Source organism: Aerophototrophica crusticola, from assembly GCF_012913305.1.
GTDB lineage: Bacteria > Pseudomonadota > Alphaproteobacteria > Azospirillales > Azospirillaceae > Niveispirillum > Niveispirillum crusticola.
Window position 1 is genome coordinate 429,200 of the sequence record NZ_CP051775.1, and the last position, 23,199, is coordinate 452,398.

Here is a 23,199-nt window from a genome sequence, read left to right on the forward strand (position 1 = left end):
GGAACCGTTACAAGGCCTGATGGACCCCTACATTCTCGTCATGGTCGCCGTGGGCCTGCTGGTGCTGCTGGTTGCCTGGCTGCCGATGCTCTTGCGTGAGGCACCCCTGTCCCTGCCCATCGTCTGTGTCGGGTTGGGCTGGATCTTCTCCGGGGCCATCCCCGACCCGGGCGCCCCGCTGCCGCTCGCCTATCCCGCGGCCACCGAACGGGTCACGGAATTCCTGGTGATCATCGCGCTCATGGGCAGCGGCCTGAAGCTGGACCGCCCCCCTGGCTGGCGCCCCTGGCAGGCGACGTGGCGGCTGCTGGCCGTGGCCATGCCGCTGAGCATCGCCGCGGCCGCCCTGCTCGGCTGGGCGTTGGGCGGGCTGGGTGTCGCCGCCGCCCTGCTGCTGGGCGCTGCCCTGGCTCCCACGGACCCGGTGCTGGCCGCCGACGTCCAGGTGGGGCCGCCCCGCTCCGGCGAGGAGGACGAGGTGCGTTTCAGCCTCACCTCCGAGGCCGGCCTCAACGACGGCTTGGCCTTCCCCTTCACGAACCTCGCCCTGGCCGTGGCCGCCTGGCTCGGCACGGCGCTGCCCCCGGGCGGGGTGCCGCCGGAGGGCCTGTCCTGGCTGTGGGACTGGCTCCTCGTCGACGTGGCCTGGAAGCTCGCGGCCGGCGTGGCGGTGGGCTGGGCCGTGGGGCTGGGCGTGGGCTGGCTCACCTTCCGGCTGCCGAACCGGGCGCGGCTGTCGCGCACCGGCGATGGCTTCGTCGCCCTGGCCATGACGCTGCTGAGCTATGGGATCACCGAGATGGCGCACGGCTACGGCTTCCTGGCCGTGTTCGTGACGGCGCTGGCCTTCCGCCACCTGGAGCGCGGGCATCGCTACCACGACCGGCTGCACGATTTGGCGGAGCAGGTGGAGCGGCTGCTCATGATGGCGGTGCTCGTGCTGTTCGGGGTGGCGCTCGGCCACGGGCTCCTGGCGCCGCTGACCTGGGGCGCGGCGGCGGCGGGCCTCGCCTTCCTGTTCGTCGCCCGCCCCCTGGCAGCCCTGGCCGGGTTCGCGGGACTGGGCATGCCGGGGCGGGAGGCCCTGGCGATCGGCTTCTTCGGCATCCGCGGGGTCGGCAGCTTCTACTATCTCGCCTACGCCTTGAACGAGGCGCCTTGGGCGGAGGCGGCGGATCTCTGGGCCCTGGCCGGCTTTGTCGTGCTCGTCTCGGTGCTGCTGCACGGCACCACGGTCACGCCGGCCATGCGCTGGCTCGACCGCGCCCGGGCCGATGCCAACGCCCCAAAAAGCCCCCACCGGCTGGGGCGGCGATCGGTTCCGAGCAGCCAGCCCCACCCTGACCGATGTCGGATTACTGGCGCCCTGGAAAGTTCGGGTGAAATGGCAGGGGCGTGGCTGGTGCCTGTCTGCTGGTACAACAAAGCCCGCATCACCAATGCGCAATATAACGAGAAAATGTGGCGATTCCGGAACAATATACATCCTGACTGATATAGTCATCGCAATCCATGTTGCACTGCACCACATGAGGTGATGCAACAAAAGGACTGAATGATGAATATCCATCACGCGATGAAGATCGGCCCCGCCAAGATCAATGACCTGTTCGGGCGTCTCGCCGACACCTCGGATGGCGCATCGAAGAAGCGCGAGACCATCTTCGCCGAGCTGGCATCCGAACTCCACCTCGTCGCGGAGCTTGAAGAGAAGCACCTGCTGCCGATGTTGGCCAAGCACGAGGAGACCAAGGCCCTGGCCGCGGCCGCCCGTGAGGACAACAAGGCCATCCTCCGCCAGCTCAAGGAGCTGGGCCAAGTGCCGAAGGACGGCGATGCATTTACCCAGGGTCTCGCGTCGCTGCGCAAGGCTTTCCAGCAGAGCGTCCGCGACGACCGCAAGGAATTGCTGCCGGCGGTGCAGAAGGTGCTGAGCCGCGAGGAGGCCACCAGCGTGGCCGGGAAGATGCAGTCCGGCGCTGCCCAGGCGGAGCAGGACCGCCGCGACGAGGCCAACCAGGCCAAGGCCGACGCGAAGGCCGCCCGCGAGGAGGTCCAGCGGGAGGCGGAGGCTGCCCAGGCCGTGGAGCGCACCCGTGAGGCCGCCGAGCAGGCATCCCGCGAGGCGGCGCGCCAAGCGGCCACCACCATCCGACAGGCCAGCGACGCGGTGGGGGACGCCGCCCGCGAGGGGGCCGGCCGGATGGCCGAGGGTGTCCGGCGCGCCACCGCCTCCCTGGGCGATGCGGCGGGGATCTACCGGGAAGCGGCATCCAGCACGGCCGGCGACCTGCAGGCCGTGGCCTCGGCCTCAAACGTCGCGGTACGGGGCTTGGCGGAGGTCCGCCGGCACTGGAACGAGCACTTGTCCACCACCCTCCAGGAGGGCGTCGCCCTGTCCCAGCGGCTGATGCGCTGCAAGACGGGCCGCGAGGTGGCCGAGGCGCAGCGCGACTACGCCCGGTCGGCCACGCGCGCCTGGCTGGCCTCCCAGGTCAAGATCCTGGAAGCCGCCCAGCGGATCACCGCGGACGCGCTGCCCACCCTGCAGGCCAGGCTGGGCGAGGGTCAAGGGCAGCGTGACGGCGCCACCCCCGCCGCCCGCTGACCGCAGGCCGGGCCCCCGCGCCATCCGGCGCGGGGGTGGCCGGCCCACGGCCTTCCCGGTCCTGCCCGGACCCGCCCCTGAAAGCGACACGATGAACGAGACGCAAACTTCCCCGGTCCCGGCCTTGCCGGAGCCCACCATGGCCATCCTGGCGACCACGGCCCTCCAGGTGGCAACCGCCGCGGCCTATGTCGTGGGCCGCCGGGGCCCCCTGATCGCCCAGGCGGCGGTCGCGCCCTGGTCCGCCGACCACGCGGAACTGGGCCGCATGGTGCCGGAGAAGGTCGCCGCCTTCGCTTCCGCGGCAACCGCCCTGGCCCTCGGGGTCGGGCTTGCCCAGCAGGCTGCCGCGGCGCACGCCACCGCCATGGTGCTGGCCTACGCGGCAGGGCCGACGCCCGTCGGGTTCCTGGCGCTCCTGGGCCGCACCGGGTCATACAATGCGGACAGCGTCGCCCGGGCCGTCCGCACCGCCTCCGAGGTGCTGTCGCCCATCCACCTCAGCGTGACGTCCAACGCCTCCCGCTTGGCGGCCGCGCGGTCCTGATCGGCGGGGGACGGTCCGGACGGCCCAGGAGGCCTTGGCCCGTCAGCCCTTCGCGTCCGGTGCCCGCAGGGTCTGTGCGCCCGCGGGGCCGGTCATGGCATAGCGGCGATAGCCGCGGGACTGGCCGTCCGCCACCGCCTCCAGCACCGTGGCAAAGGCCTTGTGGCCGGTGGGGCGGGCCTGGTCGGCGGCGATGACCACGATCCGGGCCCGCCGCATCATGGACAGGAAAGCCCGCCAGTCCGGCTGCGGGAAGCGGTAGGAATCGTCCACCAGCAGGTAATGCAGCGGCGCCTCCCGTTCCGGCGGGACGGGCAGGCGGGTGCCGTTGGGGCGGAGGTGGTCCTGCACCACCCGGGCCAGGGCCGCCACGGGGTCGCCGCCCGGGCCCCATGGCGGGGCCACGAACAGCAGGCGGCGGTGCCGCACCGCGCCGAACAGGCCGCCTGGGACGTCGTCGCCCATGCACAGGGCCACGTCGTCGCCCCGGCCGAAGGATCGGGCGAGGGCGCTGGCCGGCATGAAAAGGTTTTCCCGCCCGCTGCAGCAGAAGGTCAGGCCCGAGCCCTGGCGCATGGCCTCCCCCGCGAAGGCCATCAGGGTGGACCGGCGCTGTTCGGGCCGGGGGTCGGCCAGGGCCACATGGCCGGAAAGCTGCCCCCGGTCCAGCCAGACCGGCGCGCCGTCCTGGTCCCCCAGCCCGATGCGGAAACGGGTCGAATCGTCACCCGTGTCGCCGCCGCCACGGCCCAGGAGTTTGCTGAGGAGGGCGGGGAGGGCCATGGGGCTTCGCCTGTTGCGCCGCGGAAGAAGGACGTGGCCGCTTGGATGGCGCGGCGCTTGACCCAGGTCAAGGCCCGCGGCCGGTTTGGGCGCTATCTGCGACAACCGCTTCCCCTAGCCCCTTCGCGCGACGGCCCGCCATGCCCGACCACCCCAGCCGCCCCGTCCCGGGAAAGGCCGCGCCGGCCCGGGGCCGGTTGGCGGAAGAGCTGTTCGCCCCGGTGAGGCTGCGGGGGGAGGAGCTGCTGGAGCTGCTGGCCCCCTTCGGCCATGCCGCCCATGTTCGCCGCCACTCCGCCACGGTCATCATCTCCCGCGTGCGGCTGGTGGCGGCCCTGTTCGCCGTGCTGGTGCCCCTGTGGTCCGTGCTGGACTGGATGGTCTTCCCCTGGCCGCAATGGGCGGTGCTGACGGCCATGCGCCTCGCCTCCGGCGCCACCTTCCTGCTGCTGGCCTGGCCCTGGCAGGCCACCACCACGCGCATCCGGGCGGACCTGATGCTGCTGGCCCTGCTGCTGGTGCCGCCGAGCTTCTACCTGGCTTCCGAGCTGGTGCTGTCCGGGACCGAGCTGACGGAGCAAGGGCGGCTGGTGGCCCGTCTCTATGCCCTGATGCCCAACGTGGTTCTGGCCGGCCTCGCCATCTTCCCGCTGACGGCGCTGGAGGTGCTAGTCTTTTCCATCCCCGCCTTCCTGTTCACCCTGGCGGGCATCGCCATGGGCGGGGAGACGCCGTCCCTGCTGGAGCACGGGCCCACCCTGTGGCTGATGGCCCTGGTGATGGGCGCGGCCATGTTCTCCGGCATGAGCCAGTTGCACTACATGGCGGCGCTGGTGGCCAGGGCCACGACGGACCCGCTGACGGGGGCCCATACCCGCCGGTCCGGCTGCGAGACGCTGGACCTGCTGTTCCGCCTGTCCGCCCGCCAGGGCACGCCGCTGACCCTGGCCTTCTTCGACATCGACCACTTCAAGGCCATCAACGACCGCTTCGGCCATGAGGAGGGGGACAAGGCCCTGCGCCAGGTGGCCGACAGCCTGCGCCGCGGCCTGCGGACCAGCGACGTGCTGGTGCGCTGGGGCGGGGAGGAGTTCCTGGCCATCCTGAACAACACGAGCGTGGAAGGGGCCGACATCGTGATCCGCCGCCTGCGCGCCCAGGGCCTTGGCCAGCGTCCCGACGGCGCGCCCATCACCGCCTCCATCGGCGTGGCGGAGCGGGGCCATGACCGGATCCAGGACTGGCCCCATCTGGTGGAGCTGGCTGACCGCCGCATGTACGTGGCCAAGCACCAGGGCCGCGACCGGGCGGTGATGCCCGACCCGGCCCCCGCCGACGAGCCGGTCGAGAAGGCCCGCACGGTGGCGTAACGGTGGGCGACCAAAGGTGACCTTAAGGTGACCGAAGGTGACGCTTAAGGTGACACGTGTCTCATTCCGGGGCGTTGAAATCACGAGGATTTCAGGCTTAAGGAGACTAACGCGACCAGGTTCGGACCATGTCACCTTTGTCTCATTAAGGAGGATGGGATGACGCCCGGGGCGGCCCAGGCGGGATTATTCCCTGATACAGGGGGCGGTTTACACTGTCCAAGACCCGGCGGCCCCCGGGAGGGCCGCCGGGCGGCAGTATGGCACATAATAGGACAAAAGTCATCAGCGCAGGCCGCCCCCCGGCCGGCCCACGGGTTCTTCAGCCCTTCACCAGTTGCGCCCGCACGGCGTGCAGCTTCCAGCCCTTGCCGGCGCGGACCAGGACGGACTGGTTGGTGAAGCGGGCCACGGTGGTCCAGCCGCCCTGGCCGTCGGGCTTTTCCACCAGCACGTCATTCTCGCCCATGGCCATGTCGGGTGTGAGCATCTCCAGGTGCCGGATCTGGGTGACATGGCGCATCGGCCCCGGGCGGCGGGCAAAGCTCTGGGTGAAATAGGCCTGGATGCCGTCGCGGCCACGGACGGCCTCCGCGGTCTGGCCCACCCGCAGGCTGGCATCGTCGGTATAGAGCCGGGCCATGGCGGCGGCGTCGGCGACGTTCCAGGCGGTATCGCCGGCTTCCGCCAGGGCGCGCAGGGAGGCGGCGTCGGGCTCACTGGGCGGGGCGGCGAAGGCCGCGGGGACGGCCAGGGCGAGGAGGCAGAGCAGGGCGGCGGCGGTCTTGCGCATGGTGGGTCCTTCCATGGTCGGGGATGGGGCGCCGCCGGCATGATCGCCGGTGCGGACCGGCGGCCGCCCCGCTAGGATGGGTGGCAGCACTAGGGCCGGCGGGGCGGGCGGGGAAAGGCGTGTTGCGCGGATTTCCAGGGATTTTCGTGAACGGCAGTGGCGCATCGGCGCTTCGCGGGCCGCAGGGCTGGGCCTTGCCGGCCCGGAACCTGGCCATGGTGCTGGCCGTGGGGGCGTTGCTGGGCCGGATCGGGCCCTTCGGCACCTTCGCCGACCTGACCACGGCGGAGCGCTTCGCCTATTGGCTGGGGCTGACCACGGCCCTGTGGGTGCAGGTGGCGGTGGTGTTGTATGCCCTGCGGCCACGGGTCAGGCACCAGCCCCTATGGATGCAGGCGGGGCTGGCAGCCCTGCTGGGCGCCGTCCCGACCACCTTCGAGGTGGCATGGGCCGAGGCGCTGCTGCGGCTGGGCGGCGTGCTGACGCCCCTGTCCATGCTGAAGACCTATGGCGACGTCTGCCTGATCGCCCTGGCCCTGGCCATCCCGCTGGAGTACCTGCGCGGACACGTTTTGTGGCCGGAACGAACCGGGGCGGGGCCGGCGGATGTGGTTCCGGAACCGGAACAAGCGCCTGTGGCCGGGGCCATGGCGGGGCCCTGCCGGTTCCTGGAGCGGGTGCCGGCCAAGCTGCGCGGCACGTTGCTGGCGGTTCAGGCGGAGGACCATTACCTGCGGGTCCACACCGATCTGGGCTCCGACCTGATCCTCTGCCGCTTCGGCGATGCGCTGGCGGAGCTGGAGGGCACGCCGGGCCTGCGGGTGCACCGGTCCTGGTGGGTGGCGGGCCCGGCCGTGGTTCGGGCGGAGCGGGAAGGGGACCGGACGGTGCTGGTCCTCTCCAACGGCCTACGCGTCCCGGTCAGCCGCAGCTACGGGCTGGCGGTGCGGGACGCCGGGTGGGTGGGGGAGTAGGCGCCCCCGCAGCGACAGCGCAAGGCGCCGCACGGTGGTCAGGGCCAGGATGCGCATGGCTGTCTTCCCGACTGGTCGTCAGGGAAGATGGGCACGCGCATCATCAAGCGGCATTCACGCGAGTCCAGGGGCGGCGGGGAAGCTTCCCGCTCCTCGCACGCCGACACAGGCTCCGCGGCTTGGCTGAAAGGCGCATAGGGTTCCGCGGCGGCGGTCGCCGCCGGGGCACCTGAAGCCGGGCGCGTCCTAACCCTCGCCCTCCGTCTTGGTGGCCTCGGCCGGTTTCTGGTCCTTCGCCCGGGCGGGGCGGCCACGGCCATACTTGTAGACGATGGTCTCCGACCCGCCAGGCGGGTGCTTCGTGACGGACCCGCCCTTGGCCAGGAACGCGGCCGTCATCTCCTCCAGCTTGCGCCGGTCGTCGGTCTTGTCGCTCACGGGCGCTCCTTTGCTGTGCGAGGGGCAAGAGCCTAGACCATGCGGCAGGGCCGTGCCAACCCTCACCATCCGCCAAGGTTCGACTCCGCGGCCAGACCGGCTATATGGGGTGGAAACCCTGGGAAAGCGACAGAGATGCAACTGCAGTTGATGACCTGGCCCGATGTGCAGGCCTATCTCGGACGGCGGACCGACATCATCATCCCCATCGGCTCCACCGAGCAGCACGGCCCCACCGGCCTGGTGGGCACCGACGCGCTGACGGCGGAGGCCGTGGCCCGCGGGTTGGGGGAGGCGGTGGGCGCCATCGTGGGCCCGACCCTGTCGGTGGGCATGGCGCACCACCACCTGGCCTTCACCGGCACCATCACCCTGCGGCCCACCACCCTGATCGCCCTAGTGAAGGATGTGGTGGCGTCGCTGCGGCGGCACGGCTTCCGCCAGGTGCTGTTCGTCAACGGCCATGGCGGCAACATCGCCACGGTGAACGTGGCCTTCCAGGAGCTCTATGCGGAGGCATCCCTGGCGGGGGAGGGGGCGGGGGTGCGCTGCGCCCTGGTGAACTGGTGGGACGGCAGCCGCGTGCCCGCCCTCTGCCGGGAGTTCTATGCCGGCCAGGATGGCAGCCACGCCACCGCCAGCGAGATCGCCGTCACCTGGGCCCTGTTCCCGGAGACGGCGCGGGAGGGCACGGCGCATGAGCCGCCGGTGGCCCCCAGCGGCAAGGGCTGGACCGACGCCGGCGAGTACCGCCGCAACTACCCGGACGGCCGCATCGGCAGCAACCCGGGCCTGGCCACCATCGAGCAGGGCGGGCGCCTGCTGGCCGCGGCGGTGGAGGACATGGCGGAGAAGCACGCGGCGTTCCTGAAGGCGGGGGAGTAGGCCGGGTCCGTTCCCCGGGCCGCGCACGCATAATTCTATTCGCGCGCGGCACGGCGGCGGGATTGCCATGCCGGCGGTTGCAGCATAGGATAACCCCATCGCGCCAGTGCAAAAGCGCCGGCTTGGGATGGGGTTCAAAATGAACGCGACGCCCAGGCGGGAGACCGCCCCCCTGGCCGCTCCCGTGCGGGGAGGCGGCCATGCGTCTTGAGCTGCTTAGCAAGTCGGCCATCGGCAAGCTGTTTGCCGTGACCGAGCGGGTGAGCGCGCAGCGCCCCGACTGGTGGCGTGCGACGCCGCTGGACACCGGCAAAGACGATTACCAGACCTCTGCCGTCATCGTGGAGCTGTCCAAGGCGGCGAAGGTGCGTGTCGGTTCCGGGGGCGCGGCGGATGGGGTCCTGTCGCTCCCGGGAGGCCAATCCAACCGGTCCCTGTCCTCGTCGGCCATGCAGTTGGATGGGGCGACGGGCGACTTGCTGTCGGTCAGTTCCAGTGGGACGCTGTTTGGGCATCGCTCCAACTATGCCGTCAGCAAGTTCAGGGGCCAGGCCACGGGAGAGGTCACCTTGTCCGCCGCCGGCGTGGGCGGGGGTGCCACGGCGTTCGCCAGGGCCACCGTGACCTCCGGGTCCGAGATGACGGTTCAGTCCGACGGGGGCGTCAGCAATGGCGGCTACCCCGACCGCCAAGCCACCTGGGCGTCGGTGGGCATCCAGACCGGTGCATCGGCCGACGTGGTCGGCGTGACCCTGGGCAACAACCTCGCCACGGCGGGGTCGGGTGTCGTGAGCAAGTCCGTCGCCAGCATAGACACGGGCAATGGCGGCGACACGGTCAACGTCGACATGCGCATGGCCCAGGATGGGGAAGCCCGCATCTGGACGGGCGACGGCGTCGATACCGTCACGATCAACCGCTCGGCCTACGGGGGCTTGGTCGGGGTCTCCACCGGGGCCGGCGACGACGTGATCCGCTTCACCGGCGGGCGGGAGGTGACGCGGCCCTTGCCCGCGGACGCGAACAAGGCCGATCCTGCCGACTGGGATACCTGGATCGACGCAGGCGACGGCGATGACCGGATCGAGCTGGCGGCCGGCAACTACGGCGTCCGCCTGGGCTTCAACGGCGGCCATGACACCATCGACCTGGGCAAGGCGGGGGAGGCGGGGACCGTCCTGACCATCAGCACCAACTTCTACAACGACCCCCACCTGCGGGTGGAGCGGGACGGCAACAGCCTGAGGATCATCACCCAGGCCACCAGCAGCGTCACCATCACCAACATCGGGGCGGAGGACCGGATCATGCTGGACAACGGCCCCCATGGCGGCCGCACCTGGCTGTATGGCGCCCCGCCGGCCGACCCGCGCGGGGCGACGACGGACGTCCAGGCCTGATCGCGTCCCCGGGGGCCTCGCCCGCGCCGTTTCCCGCGCCAGCTTGTTGGGGCAGCAGAGTTCCAGCCAGGAGCGCCCCCATGGACAGTTTCGCCGCCATCGTCCTCGTCTGCCTGTCCTCGGTGGAGGTGCCGGCCTGCAACCAGGAGAACGCGCTGGACGTGCGCTCCGTGGAGGTGGCGAACGAGATGTCCTGCCTCTATGGCTGGCAAGAGGTGATCGCCCGCACGCCGCGGGCGGAGGACGTGGGCAAGGACACCTACGTCAAGACCTTGTGCGAGCGCATCAAGGGCCGGGACAAGGCCGCCAAGCCGCCCCGGCGGATGCGGCCCGCGACAAGGGGTAGGGCCTATACCCGCCGCCGTTGATCGTGACCGATCAACGGCCCCTCAGGCGCCCCCGGGCTCGGGGGCCGGGGCAGGCTCGCGCCGCCATCCGGCGGCTTGGCTCACGCGGGCATGGGCCCGCGGGCCGGCAGTCGGCAGCCTCCAAGCGCATGAGTGAACAACCCATGCGCTTGGTATTACTCACCCGCCTGGTCGAACTGGTAGGGGCCGCCCCGCTCGATGGCCCGACGATAGCCGGGGCGGGCCTGGATGGTCTTCAGGAACCGTTCCAGGTTGGGGAACCGGGCCAGCCCCACCATGCGGGCCGCCGCCTCCACCGGGAAGCTCATCTGGATGTCGGCGGCGGTCAGATCCTCACCCGCGAACCAGGGGTAGCGGGCCAGGGCGCCTTCCATGTAGGACAGGACGGCCGCGATTTCCCCGTCGATGCGGGGCTTCAGCGGTGCGGCGGCGTCACCCAGGCGGCCGGTATAGAGCTTCAGCAGGATCGGCAGCATGGCCGACCCCTCCGCGAAATGCATCCAGTGCAGGTAGCGCACCGCCTCCGCCGAGCCCTCCGGCGGGACCAGCCGGCCATGGCCGTGGCGCTGCACCAGGTACTCAACGATGGCGCCGGATTCGGCCAGCACCAGCTCCCCCTCCCGGATCACGGGGGACTTGCCCAGGGGATGGATGGCCTTCAGCTCCGCCGGGGCGAAGTTGGTCTTGGGGTCGCGCTCATAGCGGATGACCTTGTAGTCCATGCCCAATTCCTCCAGCAGCCACAGCACGCGCTGCGAGCGGGAATTGTTCAGGTGATGGACTTCGATCATCGTCGCCTCCCCGGCGTCTACCCCTTCGTTCTGGTGGGAGTATAAGGCCAACAGCCGAGGGCGGAACCCCATCCGCCAAGCATGGCCGTCATGCCAGGACCCTTTGTGGACACTCAAGCGCCCGCATCCGCGGGCCGGCGGTCAATCGGCCTCCGCCGCCGCCCGGGTCTTGTCCGTGACCTCGGCGCGGGTCCCGGCATGGCCGCTCACCTCCGCGCCCGCGTCACGGGGAGGGAAAGGAAGGTGGGCACGGACAGCAGCGAGACCACGCCCACCGCCAGGAAGGCCGGCCAGAAGTCCGTGGCCGCCAGCTCCTCCCGCCCCGCGTTCACCCGCGCCAGATGCAGCACCATGGCGCCCACGCCGACGCCCATCGTCAGCGACATCTGTTGGGCCACGGCGGAGAAGCTGGTGGCCCGGCTCATCAGCTCCTTCGGCATGTCGGCGAAGGCCAGGGTGTTCAGCGCGGTGAACTGGAGGGAGCGGAAAAAGCCGCTGGCCAGCAGCACCGACAGCATCAGCGCTGCCGGCGTGGTGGGGCCGAACAGGCCGAAGCTGGCCAGGAAACAGGCGCTGATCGCCCCGTTCAGCAGCAGCACCGGCTTGAAGCCGAATCGCCGCAGCACCCGGCTGGCCGCCAGCTTCATGCCGATGGCACCCAGGGCACCCGCGAAGGTGATCAGGCCGGACGACAGGGCCGACAGGCCGAACCCCGCCTGGAGCATGAGGGGCAGCAGGAAGGGCTGGGCCCCGATGCCGATGCGGAACAGGCTGCCGCCCAGGACGGAGGTGCTAAACGTGCGCACCCGCATGGGTGCCCATTGCAGGATCGGGTGCGCCGCGCGGCGGGCATGGAAGACATAGGCGGCCAGGGCCAAGGCCCCGCCGCCCAGCAGGGCCGGCACCGTCCAGGCGGGCAGGCCGCCGCGGCCCAGGCTCTCGAACCCGAACATCAGGCCGGACAGGGCGGCCCCCAGCATGATGAAGCCCACCAGGTCCAATGGCGGGGTCGCCGGCTCCCGCACGTCGGGGATGTAGCGGCTGGCCAGGAAGAAGCCCAGGAGGCCGATGGGCAGGTTGATGTAGAAGATCCAGCGCCAACTGGCGTAGGTGACGATGAAGCCGCCCAGCGGCGGCCCCAGCACCGGCCCCACCAGGGCCGGCACGGTCAGCCAGGCCATGGCGCCCACCAGCTCCGCCTTGGGGATGGAGCGCAGCAGGACCAGGCGGCCCACCGGCGTCATCATCGCCCCGCCCATGCCCTGCACGATGCGGGCGCCCACCAGCTCCGGCAGGCTCTGCGCCAGGCCGCACAGGGCGGAGCCCAGGGTGAAGACCAGGATGGCGCTGCGGAACACGGCCCTCGCCCCGAACCGGTCCGCCATCCAGCCGGACAGGGGGATGAAGACCGCCAGGCTCAGCAGGTAGGCGGTGATGGCCGTGGACAGGTGCAGCGGGTCGGTGCCCAGGCTGCGCGCCATGGTCGGCAGCGCGGTGGCGATCACCGTGCTGTCCAGATTCTCCATGAACAGGGCGCAGGCCACGATCAGCGGTACGATCCGGCTGCGCCCCGGGGCGGCGGCCATGGGCAGGCTCCGGTTCGGGGGACGTGCCCTGATCTACAGTCGGCGGACGCGGACCGTCAGCCCCCCACGCACAGGGCGCCCCCGCGCGGGATGCAGGACTGCCGGCCAGCCAGGGTGCCGCAGCCCCTTGGGCCTTGCCTGCCTGTCAGCCATATAGGCCCCATGCGCCGCCTGGACCCCTTGCCCCCGGACCTGCCCCGCCGCCGAGAGGAGCCGCGGGAGAGCCTGGGCCCCTGTCCCCTCTGCGGCCGGCCCATGCTGGCGGGGCCCAGCGTGGACCTGCACCATCTGGTGCCGAAGAGCGAGGGCGGGAAGCACACGGTGCCCATGCACCGGGTCTGCCACCGCAAGATCCACGCCGAGCTGACCGAGAAGGAACTCCGCGACCGCTACAACACGGCCGAGGCCCTGCGCGAACACCCGGCCATCGCCGACTTCATCCGCTGGGTGGCCCGCAAGCCGCCGGAATTCACCAAGGCGACGTTCCGGCGGAAAAGCCGGGAATAGGCTGGTCAGACGCCGGCGAACCGCTCCACCAGCCATTCCGCCAGGCGTGTGTTGTCGTACAGCTCCGGCATCAGCTTGATGGGGTGGCTGAACAGGGTGTCGCTGGCGTTGATGGCGGTCCAGTCAAGCTTGTCCGGGTCGGCATGGGGGACCTTTGCTGCCTGCATCACCTTCAGGAACTCCAGGGCGAGCAGCCCGTGGCCGATGGCGGAGGGGTGGACCCCGTCCAGGCTGAACAGCCCGCCGTTCAACCGCGTGCCCTTCCGGTCCACATGGTAATAGACGGTGTTGACCAGCGGCACGCCGCCATCTTCGTTGCCGGCCCGCAGCTCCGCCGGGAACGGGTAGCTGGGGTTGCCCCCGTTCCGCTTGAAGGCCGCCCGCAGCAGGGCGTCGTTGATGTCCACGATGTGCAGCCGCGGCCGGTCCAGCCTGCCGTTGGCCGCTTCCACCAGGCTGCGGATGTCCCTGTTGTAGGCGGCGATGGTCTTGTCGATGCGGTAGACTTCGTCCCGGATCAGCCGCCGGCCCGTGCGCCGGGCGAAGGACTCGTCGAACAGCACGTAGGTGTATAGCTCCGCATACTGGGCCGAGGTGCCGGGCAGCACGCCGAACGGGTCCTCCCGCCCCTCCCAGGTGCCCACGCCCTTGGCCAGGGGGGCGATGGAGACGGCGGGGACGGTGGCGACGAAAATCCGCCAGTCCTTGGCCTTGTTGTGCCGCAGGGCGGCCAGCACCTTGTCCAGCAGCAGTTCGTACTCCGCCGCGAAATGCTCGTGAGTCCACAGGTTGTAATCGTCCCGGTCCTCCACGCTGAGGTCCAGGGGCGGGACGGGGGATTGGTCGGTGCACTTGATCTTCAGGTCCAGCACGGTGCCCAGGGCGTTGTTGGAGCCCAGCCAGAGGGCCACGTTCTCCACCCCCTCATGCCTTGCATGGTGCTCCAGCCAGCCGACCTGCGACTTCCCGCCATGCACCTTGGCGCGGGACGGGTTCAGCACCGCGTGGGCGGTGCGGGCGAAACTCTTGTTCGGCAGGCCCAAGGAATTGTCGTCGATGTCCCGGTCGGAGACGATCTGGTCGACGCACCAGTCCGGCGTGACCATCCATGCGTCGCCCACGGTGAAGCCGCGGGCGGAGACGTTGGGAAAAAACTCGGTGGGCCCGGCCTGGGGCATGGCGATGTTGCCGCTGCCCCGCTCGTAATGGTCCTCCACGTCGTCCAGCATGTCCTCGATGGTCAGCAGCGCCAGGGGCCACTCGATGGGGCCGCGGATGTTGGCGCCATAGCGCCGTTCCAGCTTGCGCAGCAGCTTCTCGATGTTCAGGGGCAGGCCGCCCTTGTGCCAGGTGGGGATGGGGTAGTCCACCTCCGGGCGGAGACCCAGGACCTTGGCGACCAGGGTGGAATAGCTCAGCTCCGTCCTGGCCGCCGCCAGGGACATGAAGCCTTGCGAGATGCTGTCGCCGATGGTGAAGAGCTTCATGGGCGTCCCTCCCCCTGCCGGGCCGGACCATGCCGGCGGTGCCTTGCCGGGTACTGTGGACCCGGGCCGGGAAGGTCCCGGTGGCATCTTCGGGAGGTGACCCGCTTTTCCCCGGGGCACCGTGCCGGCAGCGGAACGGTCGGCGGGACGGGCGGTTGGGGCCCTTACCAGAATGGAGGAGCCCCATGCCGAAGAACCCGCGCAACATCGACACCGATGACGGCATCCCCGCCAAGGCCAGCCAGGGGAATGCCCCCCATGTGGGCGGCGACAAGGATGTCCGCCGGATCGAGTCGGAGCAGGCGGCGGAGGATCCCAAGGCCAAGGGCCGCGAGGGCCAGGCCAAGGGCAGCCATACCCACGGCCGGGGTGGCTGATCGCCAAGGCCCCAAAACCGACTTTCGAATTCGAAAACACCAAAAGCCGCCCTGCGAAAGCGGGGCGGCTCTGGCTCGTGACGAGCGGGCCTGTCGGCGACCGTCAGGTCCTGGAATCCCGACGGGCCGGGGTAGAACCCGGCCTTTGTCGGTCGAGGGCTGGTTAGTAGCCCTCGCGCTCCAGACGCTTGCGCAGCAGCTTGCGGGCGCGGCGGATGGCTTCCGCCTTCTCGCGGGCGCGCTTCTCAGACGGCTTCTCGTAGTTCCGGCGCAGCTTCATCTCGCGGAAGATGCCTTCGCGCTGCATCTTCTTCTTCAGCGCGCGCAGGGCCTGATCGACGTTGTTGTCACGAACCAGTACTTGCACGGGTCGTCACCACTCCAATCATGCGCGGCTCCGGCGAGGCCGGGGACACGCGGGTTTCATGTCACGAATGAACAAAGGGCAGACGCGGCCGGTAAGGACGCGCATCTGCCCGATCCAGTCGTGTGGTGCTATAACACGGTGCCGAGCGCTTTGTGAAGCCCTGGTGACGGCGGGAGAGTCGGATTCCGTGCACAGGGCGGTCATGCGCCGCCGTATCGTGACTCACGACCAGATAGGGGAACCAACGGCGGAATGCTGCTATAGGGCATCCATCTGGAAAAGGTGAAGGGGCAGGGAACAGCATGGCCATCCTGAAGATCGCCCGCATGGGTCACCCGGTGCTGCGCCGGCGGGCGGAGCCGGTGGAGCTGCCCATCCCCGCCGTGGTGCGGCAGCTTGCCATGGACATGATCGAGACTATGGTGGACGCGCCGGGCATCGGGCTGGCGGCGCCCCAGGTGCATGTAGGTTGGCGCATCATCGTCTTCCGCGTGCCGGGGGAGCGGGCCACCGGCCAGCCGGGCGACACGGCCCTGGAGCCGCAGGTGCTGATCAATCCGGAGCTTGAGCCCCTGTCGGATGAGACGGTGCTGGGCTGGGAGGGCTGCCTGTCCATCCCCGGCCTGCGCGGGGTGGTGCCGCGCTGGAACCGTATCCGCTACCGCGGCGTGGGGCTGGACGGGAACCTGGTGGAGCGGGAGGCGACGGGCACCCACGCCCGCGTGATCCAGCATGAGATGGACCATCTGGACGGCGTGCTGTACCTGGACCGCATGCCGGACATGGCCAAGCTGAGCTTCACCGAGGAGATGAAGTACTTCGGGCCGGACGTGCTCACCCCACGGTGAGGGGGCCCCTGCGGCGCGATGAAGCCTAGCCGCGGCGGCCCGGCCGTCCCATCTTCCCGGCAACCCTTTGCAACACCAGCGGAGCCTTCCGCCATGACCACCGACGCGACCCCGGATTTCGGCGACTGGCCGGAGGGTTCCTATTCCGAGGGCAGCTTCATGGACGAGCTGACCGCCCGCCGCGACGCCATCCTGGAAGCCATGCTGCCGGAGGTGGCCTTCGACGGCTGGACCCGGGCCGCCCTGCTGCGCGCCGCCGAGTCGGCCGGCTACCCCAAGGAGGAGGCGCTGGCCGCCTTCCCCGACGGCATGGCCCAGGTGGTGGAGCATTTCAGCGGTTGGGCTGACCGGAAGATGCTGGACCGGTTGGCGGAGCAGGACCTGATGGCCCTGAAGGTGCGGGAGCGGGTGACCCTGGCCGTCCGCACGCGGCTGGAGGTGCTGGGCCCGCACAAGGAGGCGGTGCGCCGCTCCGCCTCGTTCCTGGCCCTGCCGCAGGTGGCGGGGCTGGGGCCGCGCATCCTGTACCGCACGGTGGACGCCATGTGGCTGGCCGCCGGCGACACCTCCACCGACTATAATTTCTACACCAAGCGCCTGCTGCTGGGCGGGGTGGTGGCCAGCACCACGCTTGTCTGGCTGGACGACCGCAGCGAGGGCAACGAGAAGACCTGGTCCTTCCTGGATCGCCGGATCAACGACGTGATGGCGGTGGGCAAGGGCATCGGCCAGTTGAAGAACGCCGGCAGCCTCCTCTCCAAGCTTCCGACGCCGGGGCGCCTGGCCAAACATTTCCGCGCCGGGATGCGCTGACCGCCCCAGGCAAGCTGGGGCGGCCAGCTTTTTCGTTCGCCTCAAGCGCCGGCGCCGCATCCGCGGCTTGGCTTGCGCGACCACGGGGTCGCGCGGCGGCAGTCGCCGCCGAAGCGTTCCCAGCGACGCTGGGAACGCTCTTCCTCCTAGGTGACGGCGCGTTTGGCGGGACGCCCCTCTCCCCCTTGTGCGCCGGGCGAGCTAGGTCTATGCCGGAGATGTCGCCGCCGCCGGAGCCGCCATGCGCCTGACCCTCGCCGCCTGTTTGTCCGTCGCCATCCTTGCCCCCCTCGCCGCCCCCGCCGGGGCGCAGGTACAGCCCCCGCAGCGCAAGGGGGAGTATGGCTGCCAGGTCAGCCCCGCCACGCCCTGCCGCGGCCGCGTGGACTTTGAGCAGGGCAACAGCTTCGAGTTCAAGATCGCCGGACCCGGCCAGGCCGTGTTCACCAATGAGGGCAACAAGCGCTGCACGCTGGAATACAGCGTCACCGAGTCCTCCCAGGCCTCCACCGGCAAGCAGTTGAACCTGGGCCCGGGCCAGACCCTGGCCCTGCCGGTGCGGGACAAGGCCGGGATGATCGTGCGATTCTTCAGCCGCGGCCTGGGCTCCACGGCCTGCGACCTGTCCGTCACCCTCCAGGGCTGACGCCCGTCCGTCCAGGGAACACCGCCATGCGCCGCACCCGTTTCGCCTTCCTGGCTGCCACCGCCCTGCTGCTGTCGGCCCCCACCCTGCCGGCAATGGCGGCGGGGGAGGGGCTGCCCGCTTATTCCCAGGCCTTCGACCCCGCCCGCGACCCGGCTGCTGACCTGAACGCCGCCCTGGCGGACGCCAAGGCGACCGGTCGCCACGTGCTGATCGATGTGGGCGGCGACTGGTGCATCTGGTGCAAGCTGCTGGACGGGCTGTTCGAGCAGAACGCCGAGCTGCGGACCCTGCGGGACAAGAATTTCGTCCTGCTGAAGGTGCACTACGACAAGAAGGTCAACCAGAACAAGGCCTTCCTCAGCCAGTACCCCAAGGTCGCCGGCTACCCGCATCTGTTCGTGCTGGATGCCGACGGCAAGCTGCTGCACAGCCAGGACACGGGCCAGCTGGAACTGCCGAAGGAACAGGGCAAGGGCCACGACGTAACCAAGGTGAAGGCCTTCCTGGAGGCCTGGGCCCCCAAGGGCCGCGGGGTGTGAGGGCTGGCAGAGGCGGGCGATCGGGCGTATCCTGCCGTTAATGGGTGGGATGCCCTGGTGCGAAGGTCGCCGATGAACGCGCTTAAGGCCACGGTCGTGGATGGACGGGTCCTGTTGGAACTGCCTTTGGAGATGGCCGGCCGGCTCAACATCTCCGAGGGCGGCATCGTCATGGCCAATGACCATGATGGGGATGTCCGCCTGACGGCAGCCCCCGACGACTTCGCCGACCTCCTCTCTGCGGCGGAGGAGGTCATGGAGGAGAACCGTTGGGTCCTCCAGCAGCTGGCGAAATAGATGGCCGGGTGGAAATGGATCGGGGTGGAGTTTGCCCTGCTGATCCATGAGCGACAGATTGCCGAGCATGGGGGTGGGTTGGGTATCCGCGACGTCGGGTTGCTTGAGGGCGCTCTGGGACGGCCCCAGATGCTACACGCCTATGGGCAGCCCGACCTGTTCGACCTCGCGGCCTGCTATGGCTGGGGATTGGCAAAGAACCATCCCTTTGTTGATGGGAACAAGCGCACGGCCTTCGTTCTCTGCCTGGCTTTTCTCCGGGCGCACGGCTTCAAGCTGACCGCGTCGCAGGATGTGCGGTACGCCATGTTCTATGGCGTGGCAGCAGGAACAGTGAGCGAGTCCGAATTGGCGAATTGGCTTCGCGATAACTCCGTGCGGGCCTGAAAACGTCCTTACACCCCCGTTACATCCTGAAACTGTCACGTCACACCCCGCCTGCTACGGTCCGCGCCGAAATCCGGTTGGTCGGGAGAGCGCGTGATGCGGAAGGTGATGGTGGCCGCCATGGTGCTGGCGGTGATGCTGCCGGGGGCGGCGCTGGCGGGGGCGCGGCAGGACGGGACGGTCCTGATGCCTGAGAACCCGCAGATGGGGAAGGTGTTCGAGGAATGGGGTTTCGCCGAGGCGGTGGTGTCCGGCGACACGGTTTACCTGTCGGGCGTCGTGGCGGGGCTGCGGCCGGGGGAGACGGACCTGGAGGCCGCCTTCACCCGCGCCTTCGACTACATCGGCAAGACCCTGGCCCGGGCCGGCGTGGGCTGGGGCGACGTGGTGGACATCACCACCTACCACACCGACCTGAAGGCCCAACTGGACCCCATCGTGGCGGTGAAGCACCGCTACGTGAAGGCCCCGTTCCCCGCCTGGACCGCCATCCAGGTCGTGCGCCTGGTCCCGGATGGCGGGCTGGTGGAGATCAAGGTGACGGCGAGGAAAGCGAAGTAGCCCTGTTTCATGCCACTGGCTGTTGATCGTAACAGATCAACAGCCCCCTCAGTCGCCGGGCGGGCGCATCCGCGCCCTTGGCTCACGCGCACTCGAGTGCGCGGGCCGGCAGTTGCCGGCCGTCAGCGGCATGGGTCGATGACTCATGCCGCTTCCATCACTCCGCCGGGCCGATATGGCCGTCGCGGATCATGGCCTCGGCGATCTGGACGGCGTTGAGGGCGGCGCCCTTGCGGAGGTTGTCGCCCACCACCCACAGGCTCAGCCCGTTCTCCACGGTGCTGTCGTCGCGGACGCGGCTGACGAAGACCTTGTCCTCCCCCGCCACCTCCACCGGGGTGACGTAGCCCTCATCCACCCGGTGGTCGACTAGGCCGATGCCGGGTGCCTGGCGCAGGGCGGCGCGGGCCTCCTCCACGCTGATGGGGCGCTCGAACTCCACGTTGATGGCTTCCGAATGCCCGATGAAGACGGGCACGCGCACGCAGGTCGCGGTCAACTTGATGGCGGGGTCCAGGATCTTCTTGGTCTCCACCACCATCTTCCACTCCTCCTTCGTCGCCCCGTCGTCCATGAAGGTGTCGATGTGGGGGATGACGTTGAAGGCGATCTGCTTGGTGAACTTCTCCCGCTTCACGGGGTCGTTCACATAGATGGCGCGGGTCTGGGTGAACAGCTCATCCATCGCCTCTTTGCCGGCGCCGGAGACGGACTGGTAGGTGGCCACCACCACCCGCTTGATCCGGGCGATGTCGTGCAGCGGCTTTAGGGCCAGCACCATCTGGATGGTGGAGCAGTTGGGGTTGGCGATGATGCCCTTCTTGCGCCAACCGGAAATGGCCTCCGGGTTCACCTCCGGCACCACCAGGGGCACGTCCGGGTCCATGCGGAAATGGCTGGTGTTGTCGATCACCGCCGCCCCGGCCGCGGCGGCCTTGGGCGCGAACTGGGCCGACACCTTGGCGCCGGGGGAGGACAGCACGATGTCCGTGCCGCTGAAGTCGAAGCTGGACAGGTCCTGCACGCGCAGCACGTCGTCCTCGCCGAAGCTGACCTCCGCCCCGCGGACCGTTCTGACGCCAGGGCCACCACCTGGGACACGGGGAACTGCCGCTCCGTCAGGATCTGCAGGATCTCCCGCCCGACGTTGCCGGTGGCGCCCACCACGGCGACCTTGTAGCCCATAGCCAAATCCCCACATCCGATGGCCCGCGCCTTTGCGGGCGGACACGGCTTGACAAGCCGATGACAAGCCTTTGACTTATGGATGCGGGCAGGGCTTGGCAAGGAAATGCCACCCGCGCCGCACAGGCGGGAGGGATGCAGCCATGGCGGAACGCGCCTACAGGACCTTCGCGGAATTCTGGCCCTTCTACTTGCGGGAACACAGCCTGGCGAAGACGCGGGCCTTCCATTACGTGGGCAGCACCCTGGCGCTGGCCTGCCTGGTCCTGGCCATCGTGCAGGCGAACCCCTGGTGGCTGCTGGGCATGCCGCTCAGCGGGTATTTCTTCGCCTGGGTCAGCCATTTCGGCATTGAGCGGAACCGCCCGGCCACCTTCACCTACCCGCTCTGGTCCCTGGCCGCGGACTACAAGATGTACTTCCTGTTCCTGGCCGGGAAGCTGGGGCCGGAGCTGCGGCGGGCCGGGGTGACCGGTGCGGCCAAGGCGCTGGAGGCCTGAGCGGTGCCGCAGCCGATCCAGGACACCATCGCGCTGGCCATCAAGAACGCCGACAAGAGCTGGTTCAACGAGGATTACAGCAAGCAGGCCAAGGCCGTGGTCGAGGCCCTGCGCAAGGCCGGGTTCGAGGTGGTGCCGGTGAAGCCGCCGGACGAGCTGGTGACCTACGCGTCGGAGAACATCCCCATGGGCCGGCTGCGGCCCACGGACTTCATCCGCACCATGTATTCCACCATGGTGGCCAACGCGCGGAAGTTCGTGACCTGAGCGGCTGCGGAATCTTTGCGGAAATTCCAGATTGGGTTAGGCGAGGGCCCTGACCTGCCCTACCATCGCGTGGTCTCTTTCGGGTTGGGCTGGCCGACATGCAGACCGAACAGGGCGAGCTGGGGGAACAGACCTGGCGCCGCCCGTCCACGGACGAGGTGATCGAGGCGGTGAGGCGCCATGCCAGGCTGCTGGACGGCCGCATGGGTGGGGCCCGCCTGAACTTCGTGCTGTGCGACCTGCGCGGGCTCAACCTCTCCAACGTGAACCTGTCGGACGCGGAACTGACCGGCACCCGGCTGGACCGGGCGCAACTGGTGGGTGCCAAGCTGAAGGGCGCCATCCTGTTCGCCGCGGACCTGCGGCTGGCCAACCTGCAGCAGGCCGACCTCAGCAAGTCCGACATGCGGGGGATCACCCTGCGCGGTGCCGACCTGACCCGGGCCAAGCTGCGCGACACGGACGTGCGGGAAGCGGTGCTGGCCGTCTACCGGGGCGGCCAGCCTCTGCCCCAGGCCTTCGACGGGCGGGTGCCGAACCTGGCGGCCGTGGTGGCGGCCTCCGCCGACTTCACCGGGGCCAAGCTGAACGGGGCCGTGACCCTGAAGGCGGACTTCAGCGATGCCAAGATGGCCCAGGTGGATCTGCGTGGCGCCGACCTGCGGGGCGCGAACTTCCGGGGGGCCAACCTGGAAGGGGCCAACCTCCAGGGCGCCCGGTTGCAGGAGGCGGATTTCGCCGGCGCCCTGCTGACCGATGCCCTCCTGCGCGACGCCATGGCGGAAGGGGCCAATTTCCGTGGCGCGATCCTGGATTCCCGGGCCTTGGGGGACCTGCGCCATGCCGGGGCGATGCTGCCCGGCAGCGCCGTGGGGGATGAACCCACGGAGGACCTCCTCCGCCAGCATGCGGATTGGGTGCAGTCCACCGGCCGGTCCGGCCGGCGTGCCGACTTGGCGGGCCGGGACCTGTCGCGCCAGGACCTGCGGGGGCTGAACCTGACCGCCGCCCGGCTGGGTTATGTGATGGCCCGCAAGGTGGTGGCCCAGGGCGCCTGCCTGGTGATGGCCGACCTGGAATGCGCCGACCTGCGGGAGGGCTGGCTGGAACGGGTGGACCTTCGCGGCGCCAACCTGGAACGGGCCCACCTGTCGGGCGCCAGCCTGGCCGGGGCGGTGCTCTCGCCCCTGGTCAGTACCGAGACCCCGGGCCGCCGATGGCCCACCCGCCTGAACCATGCGCGGCTGCAACGCTGCAACCTGCAAGGGGCCGACCTGCGGGGCGTCATCGCCAGGGATGCGGACTTCAGCGGCGCCGACCTGCGCGGGGCGCGGCTGGACGGCGCCGACCTGGATGGGGCGGTGCTGGCGCAGGCCCTGCGGGACTGATGGCCCTGTGCCCGGGGGCAGCCTCAGGCGTCTGATACTGGCCGCCGTCGATCGTGACCGATCAACGGCTCCCTCAAGCGCCGGGCGGGCGCATCCGCGCCCTTGGCTTACGCGGGCACGTGCCCGCGGGCCGGCGGTCGCCGGCCTCCAAGCGCATGGGTCAAATCCCATGCGCTTGGTATGAGCCCACCCCGGGGAACCAGGATCAGTGGATGTAGCCGCGCGGCTGGTCCTGGTGCGTCAGCATGGACTTGACGGCGCAATGGCCGCTCATCCCGCGTGCCACCATCACGGCACCCGCCAGCCCCATGATGGCGCCCGGCCCGTCCGCCCGGCGAAGGCCGCCGGCCGCCATGATCAGGCCCAGGCCGATGGACAGGGCCTTCTCCCGAAGGACAGGTTCTGCTCCCCGCCGAACAGCTGGCCATAGGCGTCCTGGATCGCGTGCTCGATCTGCATGCCGTGCTCCCGATGTCTGGAAATG

General features: G+C 69.9%; 28 protein-coding genes and 1 pseudogene. 20 read left to right on the forward strand and 9 right to left on the reverse strand.

Translation table 11 applies throughout. The annotated features are described in order from the left end of the window. Nucleotides 1–19: 19 nt before the first annotated feature. The 3 genes from HHL28_RS02015 (at nt 20) to HHL28_RS02025 (ending at nt 3,155) form a co-directional block, all read left to right on the forward strand. Nucleotides 20–1,495 (forward strand): cation:proton antiporter, encoded by a 1,476-nt coding sequence (locus HHL28_RS02015; protein ID WP_169654586.1) that lies wholly within the window; start codon nt 20–22, stop codon nt 1,493–1,495. A gap of 60 nt (nt 1,496–1,555) precedes the next feature. Further along, nucleotides 1,556–2,608: a hemerythrin domain-containing protein gene (locus HHL28_RS02020; RefSeq protein ID WP_083699219.1), complete on the forward strand. Its 1,053-nt coding sequence runs from the start codon at nt 1,556–1,558 to the stop codon at nt 2,606–2,608. Nucleotides 2,609–2,699: 91 nt separating this feature from the next. Next, complete coding sequence (locus HHL28_RS02025) at nt 2,700–3,155, forward strand: hypothetical protein (RefSeq protein ID WP_075771897.1); 456 nt, start codon at nt 2,700–2,702, stop codon at nt 3,153–3,155. A 42-nt stretch (nt 3,156–3,197) separates the two neighbouring features. Here HHL28_RS02025 and HHL28_RS02030 read toward each other — a convergent pair whose 3' ends face one another. Continuing rightward, a complete protein-coding gene (locus HHL28_RS02030) occupies nt 3,198–3,938 on the reverse strand; it encodes a hypothetical protein (RefSeq protein ID WP_075771898.1) in 741 nt (246 codons plus the stop codon). A 140-nt stretch (nt 3,939–4,078) separates the two neighbouring features. On the opposite strand from HHL28_RS02030, the gene HHL28_RS02035 reads away from it, so the two are divergent. Next, the gene (locus HHL28_RS02035; RefSeq protein WP_169654590.1) at nt 4,079–5,308 is read left to right on the forward strand and encodes a GGDEF domain-containing protein; all 1,230 of its coding nucleotides are present in this window, start codon (nt 4,079–4,081) and stop codon (nt 5,306–5,308) included. A gap of 322 nt (nt 5,309–5,630) precedes the next feature. Here the strand turns inward: HHL28_RS02035 and HHL28_RS02040 are convergent, their stop codons facing one another. After that, nucleotides 5,631–6,101 (reverse strand): YybH family protein, encoded by a 471-nt coding sequence (locus HHL28_RS02040; protein WP_075771899.1) that lies wholly within the window; start codon nt 6,099–6,101, stop codon nt 5,631–5,633. Between the two features lie 194 nt (nt 6,102–6,295). Between HHL28_RS02040 and HHL28_RS02045 the strand changes: the two genes are divergently transcribed. Then, a complete protein-coding gene (locus HHL28_RS02045) occupies nt 6,296–7,075 on the forward strand; it encodes a LytTR family DNA-binding domain-containing protein (protein ID WP_083699223.1) in 780 nt (259 codons plus the stop codon). A 246-nt stretch (nt 7,076–7,321) separates the two neighbouring features. On the opposite strand, the gene HHL28_RS02050 is transcribed toward HHL28_RS02045, so the two are convergent. Continuing rightward, on the reverse strand, nt 7,322–7,513 hold the full coding sequence (locus HHL28_RS02050; RefSeq protein ID WP_075771900.1) for a hypothetical protein: 192 nt from the start codon (nt 7,511–7,513) through the stop codon (nt 7,322–7,324). A gap of 135 nt (nt 7,514–7,648) precedes the next feature. Here HHL28_RS02050 and HHL28_RS02055 point away from each other — a divergent pair, with 135 nt between their 5' ends. The 3 genes from HHL28_RS02055 (at nt 7,649) to HHL28_RS02065 (ending at nt 10,166) form a co-directional block, all read left to right on the forward strand. Continuing rightward, nucleotides 7,649–8,398, forward strand: coding sequence for a creatininase family protein (locus tag HHL28_RS02055; RefSeq protein ID WP_075771901.1), 750 nt, complete (start codon nt 7,649–7,651; stop codon nt 8,396–8,398). Nucleotides 8,399–8,598: 200 nt separating this feature from the next. Continuing rightward, on the forward strand, nt 8,599–9,798 hold the full coding sequence (locus HHL28_RS02060; RefSeq protein WP_075771902.1) for a hypothetical protein: 1,200 nt from the start codon (nt 8,599–8,601) through the stop codon (nt 9,796–9,798). A gap of 80 nt (nt 9,799–9,878) precedes the next feature. Next, nucleotides 9,879–10,166, forward strand: a complete 288-nt coding sequence (locus HHL28_RS02065) for a hypothetical protein (protein WP_404326291.1) — start codon at nt 9,879–9,881, stop codon at nt 10,164–10,166. A 155-nt stretch (nt 10,167–10,321) separates the two neighbouring features. On the opposite strand, the gene HHL28_RS02070 is transcribed toward HHL28_RS02065, so the two are convergent. Together HHL28_RS02070 and HHL28_RS02075 are read right to left on the reverse strand one after the other, a co-directional pair. Continuing rightward, complete coding sequence (locus tag HHL28_RS02070) at nt 10,322–10,957, reverse strand: glutathione S-transferase family protein (protein WP_075771904.1); 636 nt, start codon at nt 10,955–10,957, stop codon at nt 10,322–10,324. A 206-nt stretch (nt 10,958–11,163) separates the two neighbouring features. Then, on the reverse strand, nt 11,164–12,543 hold the full coding sequence (locus HHL28_RS02075) for an MFS transporter (protein ID WP_169654592.1): 1,380 nt from the start codon (nt 12,541–12,543) through the stop codon (nt 11,164–11,166). A gap of 162 nt (nt 12,544–12,705) precedes the next feature. On the opposite strand from HHL28_RS02075, the gene HHL28_RS02080 reads away from it, so the two are divergent. After that, nucleotides 12,706–13,050 carry an HNH endonuclease signature motif containing protein gene (locus HHL28_RS02080; protein WP_075771906.1) on the forward strand — a complete coding sequence of 115 codons (345 nt, stop codon included), beginning with the start codon at nt 12,706–12,708 and terminating at the stop codon, nt 13,048–13,050. A gap of 5 nt (nt 13,051–13,055) precedes the next feature. Here the strand turns inward: HHL28_RS02080 and HHL28_RS02085 are convergent, their stop codons facing one another. Continuing rightward, entirely contained in the window at nt 13,056–14,537 is a 1,482-nt protein-coding gene (locus tag HHL28_RS02085; RefSeq protein WP_075771907.1) for an SGNH/GDSL hydrolase family protein, read from the reverse strand. Between the two features lie 185 nt (nt 14,538–14,722). Here HHL28_RS02085 and HHL28_RS02090 point away from each other — a divergent pair, with 185 nt between their 5' ends. Beyond that, nucleotides 14,723–14,914 (forward strand): hypothetical protein, encoded by a 192-nt coding sequence (locus tag HHL28_RS02090; protein WP_075771908.1) that lies wholly within the window; start codon nt 14,723–14,725, stop codon nt 14,912–14,914. Between the two features lie 163 nt (nt 14,915–15,077). Here the strand turns inward: HHL28_RS02090 and rpsU are convergent, their stop codons facing one another. Then, nucleotides 15,078–15,281 (reverse strand): 30S ribosomal protein S21, encoded by a 204-nt coding sequence (gene rpsU, locus HHL28_RS02095; protein WP_012567245.1) that lies wholly within the window; start codon nt 15,279–15,281, stop codon nt 15,078–15,080. 302 nt (nt 15,282–15,583) lie between these two features. Here rpsU and def point away from each other — a divergent pair, with 302 nt between their 5' ends. The 7 genes from def (at nt 15,584) to HHL28_RS02130 (ending at nt 19,375) form a co-directional block, all read left to right on the forward strand. After that, nucleotides 15,584–16,129, forward strand: coding sequence for a peptide deformylase (gene def, locus HHL28_RS02100; protein WP_075771909.1), 546 nt, complete (start codon nt 15,584–15,586; stop codon nt 16,127–16,129). A gap of 93 nt (nt 16,130–16,222) precedes the next feature. Further along, nucleotides 16,223–16,942: a COQ9 family protein gene (locus HHL28_RS02105; RefSeq protein WP_169654594.1), complete on the forward strand. Its 720-nt coding sequence runs from the start codon at nt 16,223–16,225 to the stop codon at nt 16,940–16,942. A gap of 241 nt (nt 16,943–17,183) precedes the next feature. After that, nucleotides 17,184–17,588: a hypothetical protein gene (locus HHL28_RS02110; protein WP_075771910.1), complete on the forward strand. Its 405-nt coding sequence runs from the start codon at nt 17,184–17,186 to the stop codon at nt 17,586–17,588. A gap of 26 nt (nt 17,589–17,614) precedes the next feature. After that, entirely contained in the window at nt 17,615–18,130 is a 516-nt protein-coding gene (locus HHL28_RS02115) for a thioredoxin family protein (RefSeq protein WP_075771911.1), read from the forward strand. Nucleotides 18,131–18,202: 72 nt separating this feature from the next. After that, a complete protein-coding gene (locus HHL28_RS02120) occupies nt 18,203–18,427 on the forward strand; it encodes a hypothetical protein (protein ID WP_075771912.1) in 225 nt (74 codons plus the stop codon). A gap of 24 nt (nt 18,428–18,451) precedes the next feature. Continuing rightward, entirely contained in the window at nt 18,452–18,814 is a 363-nt protein-coding gene (locus HHL28_RS02125; protein ID WP_404326293.1) for a type II toxin-antitoxin system death-on-curing family toxin, read from the forward strand. Nucleotides 18,815–18,910: 96 nt separating this feature from the next. Further along, a complete protein-coding gene (locus tag HHL28_RS02130; protein ID WP_083699224.1) occupies nt 18,911–19,375 on the forward strand; it encodes a RidA family protein in 465 nt (154 codons plus the stop codon). A gap of 157 nt (nt 19,376–19,532) precedes the next feature. Here the strand turns inward: HHL28_RS02130 and HHL28_RS02135 are convergent. Then, nucleotides 19,533–20,560: pseudogene (locus tag HHL28_RS02135) on the reverse strand (aspartate-semialdehyde dehydrogenase). Between the two features lie 143 nt (nt 20,561–20,703). On the opposite strand from HHL28_RS02135, the gene HHL28_RS02140 reads away from it, so the two are divergent. The 3 genes from HHL28_RS02140 (at nt 20,704) to HHL28_RS02150 (ending at nt 22,715) form a co-directional block, all read left to right on the forward strand. Next, entirely contained in the window at nt 20,704–21,060 is a 357-nt protein-coding gene (locus tag HHL28_RS02140) for a DUF962 domain-containing protein (protein ID WP_075771915.1), read from the forward strand. 3 nt (nt 21,061–21,063) lie between these two features. Further along, nucleotides 21,064–21,327, forward strand: a complete 264-nt coding sequence (locus HHL28_RS02145; RefSeq protein ID WP_075771916.1) for a hypothetical protein — start codon at nt 21,064–21,066, stop codon at nt 21,325–21,327. Nucleotides 21,328–21,425: 98 nt separating this feature from the next. Then, nucleotides 21,426–22,715, forward strand: coding sequence for a pentapeptide repeat-containing protein (locus HHL28_RS02150; RefSeq protein WP_075771917.1), 1,290 nt, complete (start codon nt 21,426–21,428; stop codon nt 22,713–22,715). A 205-nt stretch (nt 22,716–22,920) separates the two neighbouring features. Here HHL28_RS02150 and HHL28_RS18165 read toward each other — a convergent pair whose 3' ends face one another. Beyond that, the gene (locus tag HHL28_RS18165) at nt 22,921–23,070 is read right to left on the reverse strand and encodes a hypothetical protein (RefSeq protein WP_404326296.1); all 150 of its coding nucleotides are present in this window, start codon (nt 23,068–23,070) and stop codon (nt 22,921–22,923) included. Between the last annotated feature and the right edge of the window lie 129 nt (nt 23,071–23,199).